14 protein-coding genes are annotated in these 14,000 nt (G+C 53.8%); 7 read left to right on the top strand and 7 right to left on the bottom strand.

Annotated features, from left to right (window positions below; translation table 11 throughout):
• Positions 1-93 precede the first annotated feature (93 nt).
• Positions 94-360: a 30S ribosomal protein S20 gene (rpsT, locus tag PS2015_RS10425; protein WP_058022184.1), complete on the bottom strand. Its 267-nt coding sequence runs from the start codon at positions 358-360 to the stop codon at positions 94-96.
• Between the two features lie 164 nt (positions 361-524).
• On the opposite strand from rpsT, the gene PS2015_RS10420 reads away from it, so the two are divergent.
• Positions 525-995 carry a Dps family protein gene (locus PS2015_RS10420; RefSeq protein ID WP_058022183.1) on the top strand — a complete coding sequence of 157 codons (471 nt, stop codon included), beginning with the start codon at positions 525-527 and terminating at the stop codon, positions 993-995.
• 25 nt (positions 996-1,020) lie between these two features.
• Here PS2015_RS10420 and PS2015_RS10415 read toward each other — a convergent pair whose 3' ends face one another.
• Positions 1,021-2,253: an NRAMP family divalent metal transporter gene (locus PS2015_RS10415; RefSeq protein WP_058022182.1), complete on the bottom strand. Its 1,233-nt coding sequence runs from the start codon at positions 2,251-2,253 to the stop codon at positions 1,021-1,023.
• A gap of 166 nt (positions 2,254-2,419) precedes the next feature.
• Between PS2015_RS10415 and murJ the strand changes: the two genes are divergently transcribed.
• The 3 genes from murJ to PS2015_RS10400 all read left to right on the top strand — a co-directional run bounded on the left by murJ (position 2,420) and on the right by PS2015_RS10400 (position 5,931).
• Positions 2,420-3,973: a murein biosynthesis integral membrane protein MurJ gene (gene murJ, locus PS2015_RS10410; RefSeq protein WP_335338273.1), complete on the top strand. Its 1,554-nt coding sequence runs from the start codon at positions 2,420-2,422 to the stop codon at positions 3,971-3,973.
• 68 nt (positions 3,974-4,041) lie between these two features.
• A complete protein-coding gene (locus PS2015_RS10405; RefSeq protein WP_058023275.1) occupies positions 4,042-5,121 on the top strand; it encodes a 3-deoxy-7-phosphoheptulonate synthase in 1,080 nt (359 codons plus the stop codon).
• Between the two features lie 372 nt (positions 5,122-5,493).
• Entirely contained in the window at positions 5,494-5,931 is a 438-nt protein-coding gene (locus tag PS2015_RS10400; protein WP_058022180.1) for a universal stress protein, read from the top strand.
• Positions 5,932-6,004: 73 nt separating this feature from the next.
• On the opposite strand, the gene PS2015_RS10395 is transcribed toward PS2015_RS10400, so the two are convergent.
• The 5 genes from PS2015_RS10395 to PS2015_RS10375 all read right to left on the bottom strand — a co-directional run bounded on the left by PS2015_RS10395 (position 6,005) and on the right by PS2015_RS10375 (position 10,153).
• On the bottom strand, positions 6,005-7,201 hold the full coding sequence (locus tag PS2015_RS10395; protein WP_058022179.1) for an amino acid aminotransferase: 1,197 nt from the start codon (positions 7,199-7,201) through the stop codon (positions 6,005-6,007).
• A gap of 2 nt (positions 7,202-7,203) precedes the next feature.
• Positions 7,204-8,094, bottom strand: a complete 891-nt coding sequence (locus PS2015_RS10390) for a bifunctional 5,10-methylenetetrahydrofolate dehydrogenase/5,10-methenyltetrahydrofolate cyclohydrolase (protein ID WP_335338233.1) — start codon at positions 8,092-8,094, stop codon at positions 7,204-7,206.
• Positions 8,095-8,161: 67 nt separating this feature from the next.
• A complete protein-coding gene (locus PS2015_RS10385; RefSeq protein ID WP_058022178.1) occupies positions 8,162-8,581 on the bottom strand; it encodes a VOC family protein in 420 nt (139 codons plus the stop codon).
• Positions 8,582-8,600: 19 nt separating this feature from the next.
• Positions 8,601-9,014 carry a hypothetical protein gene (locus PS2015_RS10380; protein WP_058022177.1) on the bottom strand — a complete coding sequence of 138 codons (414 nt, stop codon included), beginning with the start codon at positions 9,012-9,014 and terminating at the stop codon, positions 8,601-8,603.
• Between the two features lie 83 nt (positions 9,015-9,097).
• Positions 9,098-10,153 carry a hypothetical protein gene (locus PS2015_RS10375; protein ID WP_058022176.1) on the bottom strand — a complete coding sequence of 352 codons (1,056 nt, stop codon included), beginning with the start codon at positions 10,151-10,153 and terminating at the stop codon, positions 9,098-9,100.
• A 150-nt stretch (positions 10,154-10,303) separates the two neighbouring features.
• Between PS2015_RS10375 and purU the strand changes: the two genes are divergently transcribed.
• The 3 genes from purU (at position 10,304) to PS2015_RS10360 (ending at position 13,951) form a co-directional block, all read left to right on the top strand.
• A complete protein-coding gene (gene purU, locus PS2015_RS10370) occupies positions 10,304-11,173 on the top strand; it encodes a formyltetrahydrofolate deformylase (RefSeq protein WP_058022175.1) in 870 nt (289 codons plus the stop codon).
• Between the two features lie 32 nt (positions 11,174-11,205).
• Positions 11,206-12,873: a Na/Pi cotransporter family protein gene (locus PS2015_RS10365; RefSeq protein ID WP_058022174.1), complete on the top strand. Its 1,668-nt coding sequence runs from the start codon at positions 11,206-11,208 to the stop codon at positions 12,871-12,873.
• A 100-nt stretch (positions 12,874-12,973) separates the two neighbouring features.
• Positions 12,974-13,951, top strand: a complete 978-nt coding sequence (locus PS2015_RS10360; RefSeq protein ID WP_058022173.1) for a PstS family phosphate ABC transporter substrate-binding protein — start codon at positions 12,974-12,976, stop codon at positions 13,949-13,951.
• The last annotated feature ends 49 nt before the right edge of the window (positions 13,952-14,000 follow it).

Here is a 14,000-nt window from a genome sequence, read left to right as displayed (position 1 = left end):
ATAAAATAGACCAATAAAAAAGGCCGCATCAGCGGCCTTTTTTTGTCAGTCACTGTCGACATCATCAAATGATACGACACTGAGAATCGCTTATCAGGCTTTCAGTGCCACAATCGCAGCATTCAGACGGCTTTTGTGCCGCGCTGCCTTGTTCTTGTGGATAATGCCTTTATCCGCCATACGGTCGATCACCGGAACTGCGCGATTATAGGCAGCGGTCGCATTTTCATAGTTGCCTTCTTCAATGGCAGTTACAACCTTTTTGATGTAGGTACGAACCATTGAACGGAAACTGGCGTTGTGACGGCGGGCGGTTTCATTTTGCCGCGCGCGCTTACGGGCTTGTGCAGTGTTGGCCAACTGATGCTCCTTACGATACTGTCAACGTGTGGCAAAATTCAAGACGCGGTACTATGCCGATTATGAGCAGACATGTCAAGCGAGAATCTTAATTTACTGCCTGGCTGATCGACTGACATCTGGCTGTGTTAAGCTGAGGTGACCACAAAGGAGGAGATTGAATTATGAGCAAGATCGATATTGGCATCAAGCAGGCTGACCGGGTCAACATTGCCGAGGGGCTGAAGCGTCTGCTGGCCGATTCCTACACCCTGTACCTGCAGACTCATAATTTCCACTGGAACGTTGAAGGCCCGCAGTTCCGTGAATTGCACCTGATGTTTGAAGAACATTACACCGAACTGGCGCTGGCTGTCGATGAGATTGCTGAACGTATCCGCACCCTGGATGTTCCCGCGCCGGGCACCTACAAGGAGTTCGCACGACTCAGCTCTATTGAAGAGGTGGAAGGTGTGCCGGATGGTAAAACCATGGTTGATCTGTTGACCAAAGGCCATGAACAGGTCGTCAAGAGCTGTCGTGATGTCCTTAAACTGGCGCAGGAAGCCGATGACGAGTCAACAGCCGCGCTGGCCTCAGACCGTATGCGTATCCATGAAAAAACGGCCTGGATGTTGCGTGCGCTGAATAAGTAATTGCGGCCTTCGGTCTGGTACCTGCTCAAATGAACAGGTACCAGATCAGATAAAGAATACTGAATGCGCTGAGATAGATAATACCGACCCAGGCCCACATGGCCATGCCCTTGCTCATGGTGCCCAGATTTCGCATCAGGCTGAAATTCAGCCAGGCAAAAAACGGCGTGGTCAGAAAGGCCAGGGTCATGGCAAAGGTCAACATAGGACTCAGTGCTGTCTGGAAGAACAGGATAATGGACATACCGGCTGCGGACTGGGCAACTATCCATGCGCTCAATGTCCATCCTGCACGGGGAGCATTTTGATCCCTTAGCAAATGAAAAGACTCGTTCAGTGTACGTGCATAACCATCGAGCACTGCCAGGGTGGTACCAAACATACACATAAAAGCAATAAACGCGATGAATGATCTCGCCCATTCGCCGATAGTACCGGCATACATGGACACTAATTGTTGAGCGAAGGCGGCGCCCGCCATCTGGATTTCCTGTTCGGTGCCATGTTGCAGCAAGGCACCCAGGGCCAGAAAAACAACGGCCAGAATGACGGCCATCGCATATCCCAGATTAAAGTCAAACAGTCCGTCGCTCAGGTTTACCTGCGTCAGACGCTGTTTCGAACGCAGCCACATTGAGTTGATGGCTGACAGTTCGATGGGCACCGGCATCCAGCCCATGGTAGCAACAATAAAAGCCAATGCCGACAACTGCCAGGGAGAGGGACTGACATAATCAGCCGGTGCCATGGGTCCGTTGTTCCAGGCAATCGCCAGGGCGACCAACGTGCAGATGGTCAGCACCAGCATCAACAGGCGTGACAGACCATCCAGTACCCGGTAATGGCCGGCCAGCAAAATCAACAGACAGATTGCCAGAAGCAGAATGCACAGAAATGTCAGTGACAGGTTGCCGGGGATAAAATATTGCAACAGGCTGGCGGTCAGCAGCAACACGCCGGCGGTATTGACAACCGCCGCCACAAGATTCAACAGCGTAAAGGCTATCAGCCAGCCACGACCCTTGCGCAGATAGCCTTCCACCAGGCTTTCATTGCTGCTCAGTGTGTACTGCACGCCAAAGCGGAAAAATGGGTATTTAAGAGCGTTAACCAGGACAATCAGCCATAACAGCTGCCACCCAAACAGTGCGCCGGACTGGGTCGAAGCTACCAAATGTGAGGCCCCTACGGCCGCCGCTGCCATAATCAGGCCAGGCCCGGTAGCCCGCCAACGTTCAATCAGTCGGTTCTTTTCCATAATTGTTATTCTGCCAGTAGAGTTTATAACCTGCATTTTTTTGTGAAACTGCGATAATACGCCACGCGCAGCATAATAGAATGCCGGTCGCGGGTACAGACTTGACGGGAATGCAAACGCTTTGACACAGGATCCGGCAGACAAGCAACAGCCATCGGGCTCTCAGGTGAAGCCGCGGCCACGTGGCCTGCTGCGAGCCAGTGCTGTTACTGGTAGCATGACATCAGTGTCGCGCGTTCTTGGGCTGGTCCGCGATATCGTGCTGGCCCGCGTATTTGGTCCAGGTGATGGTGCCGATGCTTTCTTTCTGGCATTCAAGATACCGAACTTCCTGCGCCGTCTTTTCGCCGAGGGTGCGTTTAACCAGGCCTTTGTGCCGGTGCTGTCAGAATACCGCAGCCAGCGTTCGCTGGCGCAGGTACAGGAGCTGGTCAATGCTGTGGCCGGCTATCTTGGCTCAGTTCTGCTGCTGATTACGCTCGCAGTGGTGTTGGCAGCGCCGCTGGTGGCCTTGCCGATTGCTTATGGGTTTACGGCTGATCCGGAAAAGTTTGATCTGTTTGTGCACATGCTGCGCATTACCTTTCCCTATCTGCTGTTGATTTCCCTGACCGCCTTCGCCGGTTCCATTCTGAACAGTTATGACAGGTTTGCCGTGCCAGCGCTCACACCAGCCTTACTGAATCTGTCATTGATAGCATCGGCTCTGTTGCTTAGTCCGTATTTTTCCAGACCGGAAGTGGCGCTGGCCTGGGGTGTTCTGATAGCCGGCATCAGTCAACTGCTCTTTCAATTACCGTTTCTGATTCGTCTGCAGCTAATGCCGAAACCTGTCATCAAACGCGGCCATGAAGGCGTCGGTCGCATTATCAGGCTGATGATTCCAGCCATGTTTGGCGTATCCGTCAGCCAGATTAATCTCTTGTTTGATACGTTTATCGCTTCTTTGCTGGTTGCTGGTAGTGTCTCCTGGCTTTATTTCTCGGAGCGGTTGATGGATCTGCCGCTGGGTATATTCGCGGTGGCAGTTGCAACGGTAGTTCTGCCCAGCCTGTCTCGCCGTCATGCTGAGCAGTCTGCTGAAGCGTTTGCGGCATTGCTGGATTGGGCTTTTCGTCTGATCCTGCTGATCGCTCTGCCAGCCAGTCTGGCTCTGGTTCTGTTGTCCGAACCGATGATTATTACGCTGTTTCACGGCGATAACTTTGTCACTGAAGATGTTGTGCAAGTGACCCGGAGCCTGCAGGCCTACTCTCTGGGTCTGGTGGCCTTCATGGCGATCAAGGTGTTCGCGCCGGGTTTCTATTCCCGCCAGGATACACGCACGCCGGTGCGCATCGGCATCATCGCCATGATTGTTAATATGATCCTGAACGTGATCCTGGTGTTTGGCCTGCAGATGGCGCATACAGGTCTGGCGCTGGCGACATCACTGGCAGCGTTCCTCAATGCGGGTATGCTCTGGGTCGGCCTCAAGAAAGCGGGTGTGTTTCAATTTCAGCCGGGCTGGGCTTTGTTCAGCGCACGGGTGACTGTAGCCAATGTCGTTATGAGTCTGTTTCTCATCTGGCTGGCCGGAGACTGGCGGGACTGGCTGGACTGGTCGACCTGGCGCCAGGTGTGGATGATGGGTCTGCTGTGTTTTGGTGGTATGTTGGTATACGCTGGGACATTGCTGCTGAGCGGCATGCGAGCGGGAGATTTCCGGCGCCAGGCTTGAATCGTGAGGCAGGTGACACCAGAATGCAGTAGCAGATGGCAAGATGTTCCAACCATGAGATCAGATTTATGAGCAAGCGCACCGCCGAAGTCGATAATTTACATATCATTGCCTGCGAGGAGTTGCCTTCACCGGCCGAACTTAAGAAATCCATGCCTTTGCGGGGCACTGCCCTGGATACAGTGTTATATGGACACAGGAGTGTCAAAGGCATACTGGAACACAAAGATCACCGGCTGCTGGTGATTGTTGGTCCCTGTTCAATTCATGACCCGGCGCTGGCCATGGATTATGCGCGCCGTCTGAAAGTGCTGGCAGATGAACTGAAAGATACACTGATGATTGTCATGCGGGTCTACTTTGAAAAGCCACGCACGACGGTCGGCTGGGAAGGTCTTATTTATGATCCTCATCTGGATGGCAGTCACCGCATAGAGCATGGCCTGAGAATTGGCCGCCAACTGATGATTGATATTAACGAGCTGGGTTTGCCGATTGGTGTAGAGGCGCTTGATCTGATATCGCCCCAGTATCTGCAGGATCTTGTGAGCTGGACCGCCATTGGCGCCCGAACCACCGAATCACCCACGCATCGCAAACTGTCCAGTGGCATTTCTTCGGCAGTGGGATTCAAGAATAATGTGGATGGTACCCTGTCAGTTGCCGTTAATGCCATTCGCGCGGCGTCTGCTGTTAATACCTTTATCAGTGTTACTGAAGGCGGCAAAGTGGCTGCTTTCCGGACCTCCGGCAATCCGCATTGCCATGTCATTCTGCGTGGCGGCAAACAGCCTAACTACCATGCCGAAGCGGTCAAAGCCTGCGAGGAAGAATTGCATAAAGCGGCATTGCCTCTGAATATCATGATTGATTGCAGTCATGGTAATTCCAACAAACAACATGAACGTCAGTTAGATGTTCTGAAGGACGTGACAGAGCAAATTGTGGCAGGCAATCAGTCAATTATGGGTGTGATGCTGGAGAGCAATATCAATGCCGGTAATCAGCCCATTCCGGATGATCTGGAAGAAATTCAGTACGGTGTATCTATTACGGATGCCTGTATCGACTGGCAATCAACCGAAAACGCATTACGGGAAACCGCCGCGAAACTCAGATCTGTCCTGCCGACACGACACCGGGAGTGAGACTCCAGCGACAACGCCCCGTACCCGGGTCAGGACGGGGCAGCTGAAGATGTGTAGCCTTACATGCCGGCGCTGTTGCCGATGATGGTTGAAACGGTGATCAGGGCAATAGCGACCAGTGCTATCACGCCAATTGCTATGCTCATGTTACGAACGACCATTTTGTCTTCCATTGTCTGTCTCCTGGGGTTGTCAGATTGCCGGAACTATTGTGATGGCAATCCTGAGGCAGACAGGGCAGGTATAACTTGATTTGAATCAAGTGATTTCTGTCAATGAGCATTGCACGCGATGATTGATTGATCGACCTCAAACTTTTCACTATGATGCTGTCAGACCGTACGATGCGGATAACAATATGGGAGAGCAAAAATGGCTGGATACAAGAACGTGCTCGTTGCTGTAGATGGTTCGGAAGAGTCAGATAAAATTATCGACAAAGCAGTCGCCATCGCCAGTGATAACGGCGCCGACCTGAATGTGGTGCTGGTGTTTGAACCACTGCTGGGCAGTTACTCTTTTGAGTTGAATATGGCTGATTTTGAGAAAGTCCAGAAAGAGCACCAGGCGCAGGTGGCTGACAAAATGAAGGCAGCCATGGCGCAACGCTCTCCATCAGTTGGTGAGGACAAACTGCATTTTTTACGTGGCAAACCGGCCACTGAAATCAAGAAGCTGACTGAGTCTCTAAAGACGGACCTGCTGGTCATTGGCAGTCACGGCCACAACCCGGTCCGGGCGGTGCTCGGTTCTACTGCCAATGCGGTCCTGCATGGCATTCACTGCGATGTGCTGACCATCCGGGTGTGAATTCTGTTGGCCCGGTGACCTGTAACAGTCAGCCGGGCCAATTTCCTGCAGTCTCTTGGCCTTTCAGAACAGCTTAGTCTTTCAGTACCGTGGCGATGCTGCTCGCCAGGTAAGGCAGATTATTGTGATTGATACCAGCTATATTGATACGGCTGGAATCAACCAGATAAATGCTGTAGTCGTTCACCAGCCGATGAACCTGATCAACAGACAGGCCCAGGAAGGAAAACATGCCTTTTTCTGCCTGTATAAAACTGAAATCTTGATCGACTCCCTGTTCGGCGATTGCTTTGACCAGTGCACCTCTAAGATCATTGATTCGGCTGCGCACTTGCTGCAATTCCGCCTGCCAATCGTTATTCAGTGCCTGATCCTCCAGAATAGTGGCAACTACGGCGGCGCCATGATCCGGTGGCATTGAGTACATGCCCCGGGCGGTGGCTGCAATCTGGCTGGCCGCTGCTGCTGTGGCATTTTGGGTGCCGGTTATCAGGCTCAGCGCGCCGGTTCGCTCTCGATACAGTCCAAAGTTCTTTGAGCAGGAGCTGACGACGATCAGCTCGGACAGAGACTCCGCCATCAGGCGCACGCCATAAGCGTCTTCGTCCAGGCCATCGCCCAGGCCCTGATAGGCCATGTCGATAAATGGTGTGAACCCGTTTTGCAGTGCCAGCTCAGTGACCGCTTGCCATTGCTGCTGGGTCAGATCTGCTCCGCAAGGGTTGTGACAGCAGCCGTGCAGCAGCACCAGGTCATCAGATCCAGCTTTGCTCAGAGCATCCATCATCTGATCGAAGCGAATGCCATGATTTACCTTGTCGTAATACGGATAGGTTTCAATCCGCAAGCCTGCATCACCCAGTAGTGGAATATGGTTGGCCCAGGTCGGATCGCTGACCAGTATTCTGGCACCGGGTCTGACTTTCTGAACGAATTCAGCCGCCAGTCTCAGCCCTCCGCAACCGCCGGGTGTCTGGAAAGTGACCCGTCGCCCCCCCAGTTCAGTATTCAGGCGCTTGCCGAACACCAGGTTCGCAATGTGATGGTTAAAACTGTCCTGACCGGCTGGAGCGACGTAGGTTTTTGAGTCCTGCGTGGCCAATAAATGATGTTCAGCCGCTTTTACGGCTCTCATCACCGGGGTGCGCCCCTCTTCATCCTTGTAGACACCCACGCCCAGATCAACTTTGTGCGGATTGTTGTCTTTACGATATGCAGCCATGAGGCCCAGAATGGGGTCAGCGGGCAGGTTCTTGATGTTCTCGAACATAATTAATCCTTGAATTGCTGACGCAGGTTCTGGGCTTTAAGGGTATTCTGCAGCAGGGATGCGCGGGTCATGGGGCCAACGCCACCGGGAACAGGCGTGATAAAGGCACATTTGGGACTGACGGAAGTAAAGTCCACATCGCCGGTCAGCCGGAAGCCGCTGGCGCGCGAGCTGTCGGGCAGACGGGTAATGCCCACATCAATGACGGTGGCGCCTTCTTTGACCATATCGCCAGTAATAAAGTCAGGTTTGCCAATGGCTACAATCAGAATATCAGCGCTGCGGCAGACCTCGGCCATATTGGGTGTGCGGCTATGCACCAGTGTCACCGTGGCATTGCCAGGGTTGCTGTTACGTGACATCAGAATCGACATGGGGGTGCCAACAATATTGCTGCGACCAACAACCACGCAGTGCTTGCCGCTGGTTTTCACCTGATAGCGGGCGAGCAGTTCCATGATGCCGTTGGGCGTGGCTGAGATAAAGGTTGGCAGTCCAAGACACATACGGCCCACGTTGGTCGGAGAGAAGCCGTCTACGTCTTTGGCCGGATCGATGGCCAGTGTCACGCGCGTTTCGTCGATGTGAGCGGGCAGGGGTACCTGAACGATGAAGCCGTCGATGTCATCGTCGCTGTTCAGCTTGTCGACCTGAGCAAGCAGCTCGTCCTCTGACACATCAGCAGGCAAACGAATCAGTGTGGAGTCAAAACCCACTTGCTTGCAGTCGGCCACTTTGCTGTTTACGTAAGTTTCGCTGGCACCGTCGTTGCCGACCAGGATGGCGGCCAGATGAGGGATTTTGCCGCCAGTTGCCTTGATTAGCTCAACCTGTTGCGCTATCTCAGTTTTAATGGTCTCTGCGGTCTGCTTGCCGTCGAGTAACTGCATCATCTGGTCCCCTGCTGGTAAAGGACGCAATCATAAACGAGACAGGGAAGTGGTCTCAAGCGAATGTCGATCACCACTTGCCGGTGTTGGGCATGCTTTGCCATGGCTCGGCTGGTGCCAGAGGCTCGCCGGCCTGCAACAGTTCTATAGAAATATTGTCAGGGGAGCGGATAAAGGCCATACGACCATCGCGCGGCGGGCGGTTAATGGTGATGCCCTGATCCATCAATCGCTGGCACAGGGCGTAAATATCATCTACCCGATAGGCGAGGTGGCCGAAGTTGCGGCCTTCACTGTATTCTTCCGGGTCCCAGTTCCAGGTCAGCTCGATTTGCGCATGTTCATCGCCGGGGGCTGCAAGAAACACCAAAGTAAAACGTCCCTGCTCGTTTTCTCTGCGCTGAAGTTCCTGCAGCCCCAGTTTGTTGCAATAAAAATCCAGTGATTCGTCCAGGTTACTGACGCGCACCATGGTGTGCAGATACTTCATAACATGACTCCGTGCAGTTTCAGGGCTGCGCTCTCTCGAAGCGCAGCGGAATGTATTCACCTGACTGATTCCAGTCACCCTGCAGCGCAACGATCTCCTGGCCGGTAGATTCGCTTATCAGGTCGCCATAAAACTCAGCCTGAAGGGCTGGCAGTCGAAGGGTGATCTGGCCATTTCGAACAATCACCGTTTCAACAGGCAAACCCACCCGATTCTGGGACGGGATATCCAGTGAGGCCTGGTATGATTCGTTGTTAGCAGTGCTGCTGATATGCAGCACAAATTCGACAGGTTCGTAACGGGCGGCCGTCATCTGGCCACGCCAGGTGCCAATCAGCGACTCAGCCTCTGCCCGCGCAATTGACGGCAGGGCCAGTGTGATCAACAGGCTCATGATCAGCATGAAAGGGGGGATTGTCAGTTTCCGCATCATGCGCTAAGCATAGCCTGCGCGCGCCAATAAAAAAAGGCCGCAGCACAGGCTGCGGCCTTCCCGAGAACAAAGCGGGACAAGGCTTACTTCTTGGTGTACTCGTAAGTCAGGTTATAGGACTGATTGACCGTAACGCCGCTGGAAACCGTGGTTGCCGAGAATTCGGCTCGGAAGAACACGCGGCTGTCGGTAACGCTGACTTCACTGACCGTGAAATTGGAGAAGGTTGATACATCAACGCCATCCGCGTCAGCCAGCGCCTTCTTGACTTCATCCTCCAGCGCATCCAGATCACTGGATGAGGGCGCTTCAATGGAGTCGATTTTCAGCGAGAACGGCGTGGTTGTGCTGGTGCCGAACACCACAGCAGTAACGGTGCCGGAAATAGTCAGTTCGTAGTCACCTGCAGGAATATCGACGGTTGGTTCTTCAACAGGTGTGACTGGCTCACCGCTGATTTCAGCTTGCAATTGCGCCAGCGTGTTGGCTACGCTGCCAACGGTCACCGGCGTATCGCCAAACTCGCCGCCCAGGACGTACACGGTACCATCTTTGATGCCGATATAAATGCCGGTAGATGGGTAGCTGCGAGCGATGTAGCCGTCTATGACCTCAAAGGTGTTATTCACCTGATCAGCCGGGAAATATTGCGAGTACGCCTGCTCGGCCATTTTGAAAACATCGGCGATGGAGCTGATATCGGCCGGACTGGTGCCCAGCGATGCACAGGTTGTGTCGTTGCTGCTTTTCTGGCCGGAGAACTGTCCCAGAAAGGTACCTGAAGTCGTCATGACGTTTAGCTCATTGAAGTCACCGGACTGAATATCAGACAAGGCCAGTTTTACATTAAGTGCCGGCGCGCTCCAGATGGCTTCGTAGGGATTGTCATTTTCCAGGACTGGATTCGCAAGCACATACTCAGCAATACACAAGGCGCCGCCTGGACCTATAACCAGGTCAGCTGTTGCGCCATCAGCGACCGGCGCGTTGGCGGCATTGCTGGCGTCTGACGTGATCTGGAACGATACCGAATAGGTGCCCTGCATTGAGGCCGGAATGGTTGCCTCACTCTGCGCCAGAGCAACACTGCTGGCCAGCATCACTGCGGCGGTGGCTAAACATTGCTTGAATACTTTCATTACCTCTGCTCCATGATTTGTCAAAAGAATTGCCCAACGTCGCCATAGCCTAAGGAATCAGGGTGGCTGGCAACACCCCCTGATCGGGGGGCATATCACGCGAGAGCACATAAAGTGGTAAGATGCGCGATTGTTTTATAGGCAGGCTGTATGAAAATCGATAACCGAAACAAATATGTGTTAACCGTCTCCTGTCCGGAAGCCAATGGTATTGTCCGTGCAGTGAGTGACTTCCTGTTTCAGAGAGGTGCAACTATCAGCGAAGCCGCTCAGCATCGTGATCCGGTCATCGACCGGTTTTTTATGCGGGTAGAGTTCGAAGAAGCTGAAGCTGATCTGCCCAGCTCCGAAAAGCTGGATGAAGACTTCCAGTCCGTTGCCGACAAGTTTCAGATGCAGTGGCAGTTCTTCGATCTGCGCCATCGGCCTCGCGTGCTGTTGGCAGTATCCCAGCATGGACATTGTCTGATTGACATTCTGCATCGCTGGAGCAGCGGTGCGTTGCCCGCAGATATCGTCGGAGTAGTCTCTAACCATCAGGATATGCGAGGTATCACGGAATGGTACGGGCTGGACTTTCATTACCTGCCGATAACACCAGAGACCAAGCAGCAGCAGGAAAGCGCCATTCTGGACATCATTCAAGAGCAGTCAGTGGATCTGCTGGCACTGGCGCGATACATGCAGATTCTCTCGCCACGCATGTGCGAGGCGATGGCGGGCCGGGCGATCAATATCCATCACTCGTTTTTGCCCGGATTCAAAGGCGCAAATCCCTATCGGCAGGCTTATATGCGTGGTGTGAAAATTATTGGCGCCACAGCGCATTATGTGACCACTGAGCTGGATGAAGGTCCGATTATCGAGCAGGCAGTGGAGCGCATTGATCACAACTTCGACATTGAAGAACTGATGCAGATCGGGCGGGATGCCGAATGCGCCGCTTTTGCTCGTGCGGTAAAGTGGCACTGTGAGCACCGTATTATTGTTAATGGCAATAAAACGGTCGTGTTCCGCTAAACGGTCACCATGCTGGCGCAGGAGATTGAATAATGCTGGTTGCTTTAGGCACATTGGCTGGCGGTCTGGGTTTGTTTCTGCTGGCCGTCGCCATGATTACCGACGGTCTGAAAATGGCGGCTGGCAATTCCCTGCGCGGTATTCTGAGCAGTTCAACACGCACAACTTTTCGCGGCCTGCTGTCCGGATTTTTTCTGACCAGTCTGGTGCAGTCCTCCAGTGCGGTCACCGTGGCCACTATCGGTTTTGTAAACGCCGGGCTACTTGGCATATTCCAGGCGTTGGGAATAGTGTTAGGCGCCACCGTGGGAACCACCATGACAGGCTGGCTGGTGTCGGCGGTTGGCTTTCAATTCAAAATCAGCAGCTTCGCTCTGCCATTGATAGGCGCGGGCATGATCATGCGCCTGGTCGGTCCATCGCGTCGCCTCGGAGCGATCGGCGAGGCAATCGCCGGCTTTGGCCTGTTTTTTATTGGCATTGATTTCCTGCGCAGTGCCTTCGAAGGCGTCGCCGCGTCCATTGATCTGGCCGCTCTGTCCCCTGACGGTTTTGTGGGTGCGATTGCCTTTGTGCTGGTTGGCCTGGCAATGACCCTGTTCACCCAGTCGTCCAGCGCCGCGATTGCGCTGACCCTGACGGCACTAACTGGCGGGCTGATCAGCTTTCCGGCGGCAGCGGCTGCCGTCATTGGTGCAACAGTTGGAACTACCTCAACTTCCGCCCTGGCCGTGATTGGCGCCACACCTAATGCCCGTCGTGTGGCCGCCGGGCATGTGTTTATCAACAGTTTCAATGCGCTGGTGGGCATTGCCCTGTTGCCAGTTATCATTTATCTGTACGCACAGTATCCGCAGCTTGCGCCGTATCCGGCATTGACCCTGGCGGCCTTTCATACCAGTTTCAACCTGATTGGTGTTGTTGTGCAGCAACCCTTGATGGGATGGTTGTCTCGCTGGCTGTCAGCGCGCTTTACCAATCTGGTTGAACAACTGGGTCGCCCCCAGTTTCTGGACAGCAATGTCATGGTTTCACCGGTGCTGGCTCTCGATGCCTTCCAGCAGGAACTGCAACGTATGGCTGAACTGACCCGCGCACATGCTGTGGCAGCGCTCAGCAATGAAGGCCCGCCCGGCAAGAGCCTGAATGACCAGCATGACGGCTTGCGCATGCTGGCTCAGGCGGTCGAACAGGCTGTCACAAAATTGGAGTCTGAACGGCTGAGCACAGATGTGGCCCGACAGCTGCCACTGGTGTTAAGAATCGCCGGCTATATTGATGAGGCTGTCGCACAGGCTCACGAAAATGCCGAGAATGACGCCGATGTGGAATTTTTACTGCAAACCTCGATGCGAGATGAAGTGGCAGCCTACCAACTTGAGATTTTGAATCTTATAGAGGCCAGTGATCCGCGCTTGCCGGATTTTGACATTGCGGCCCTGGAGGCACGCTATCAGCAGCTGCGCGAAAACTGGCGGCTACTCAAATCCAGGCTGCTGGAGGCGGGGGTCAGTGGTCAGGTACCGGTCCGCCGATTGAATCCGGCGATTGATAACCTGCGCATCATGCTGCGAGTGGCTGAGCGCTCGACTCGCATAGCCGCCCGGCTTAGTGAATTTGCGACAGCTTTGCCCATCTTGCATGACCATGGACAGCTAGCAGAAACTGCAAATACTGATCTGCAATCTCCTCCCACATGAGGCTTGTATTACAACTTTGTCACAATTTTGTCATATCGTTTTTGTATAGTGCGGCAACGTAAAGCGTGACTATTGATCCATCACAACGGAGACATGACGGATGACAAAATTCAAAACCCTGCTCAGTGCCTTGGCATTGTCCGGCACAGCGGTTATTTCCGGCCAACTGGCGGCCGATGTAGATCCGAACCTGCGCGAATATGTGCGTGCGTCCGGCGTATCCGGCAACCTCTCCAGCATCGGCTCAGATACGCTGAATAACCTGATGACATTGTGGGCCGAAGAGTTCAACAAGCTCTACCCGAATGTGAATGTACAGATTCAGGGAGCGGGTTCCTCAACGGCGCCGCCGGCCCTGACAGAGGGCACAGCCATGCTGGCACCAATGAGTCGCGGCATGCGCCAGTCCGAGATTCAGGAATTTGAGGCCCGTTTCGGCTACCCGCCTACCGAACTGCCGGTTGCTGTTGACATGTTGGCGGTTTTTGTCAATCGGGATAATCCTGTTGAGTCGCTGAGTATTCCGCAGATTGATGCCATTTTCTCGGCAACACGTCGTTGCGGATATTCTGGGGACGTTACCCGCTGGGGGCAGTTGGGTCTGACCGGAGCCTGGGAGAATCGCGATTTCGCTCTCTATAGCCGAAACGCCGTATCCGGAACCTACGGTTTCTTCAAAGACAATGCACTGTGCGGTGGTGATTTCAAATCCAGCATCAACGAGCAGCCGGGGTCGTCATCAGTAGTTCAGGGAGTGACTGAGTCCATTAACGGCATTGGCTATTCAGGCATTGGTTATCAGACTTCCGGTGTGCGGGCTCTGCCGATTGCAGCGACTCAAGGAGCTCAGGCCTTCGAACCAAACGCCGAAAACGCGGCCTCTGGTGATTATCCTCTGGCGCGCTATCTCTTTATCTACATCAACAAACACCCGAACCGACCGCTGGATCCGCTGACACGGGAATTTGTCAAGATGGTGTACAGCAAGCTGGGTCAGGAAGTCGTGGACCGTGATGGCTTTGTAACACTCCCCGCTGTCGTGGCAGATCGTATCCTGAATGAGCTGGGAATTGAATGATTGCAGATTGGCTGCCAGTCACAGGATCGTCACAGGAATGATGCAGGCT

This window comes from Pseudohongiella spirulinae, assembly GCF_001444425.1.
GTDB classification, from domain to species: domain Bacteria; phylum Pseudomonadota; class Gammaproteobacteria; order Pseudomonadales; family Pseudohongiellaceae; genus Pseudohongiella; species Pseudohongiella spirulinae.
Note: the sequence above shows the minus strand (reverse complement) of the source record. Positions and strands in the feature narration are given on the sequence as shown.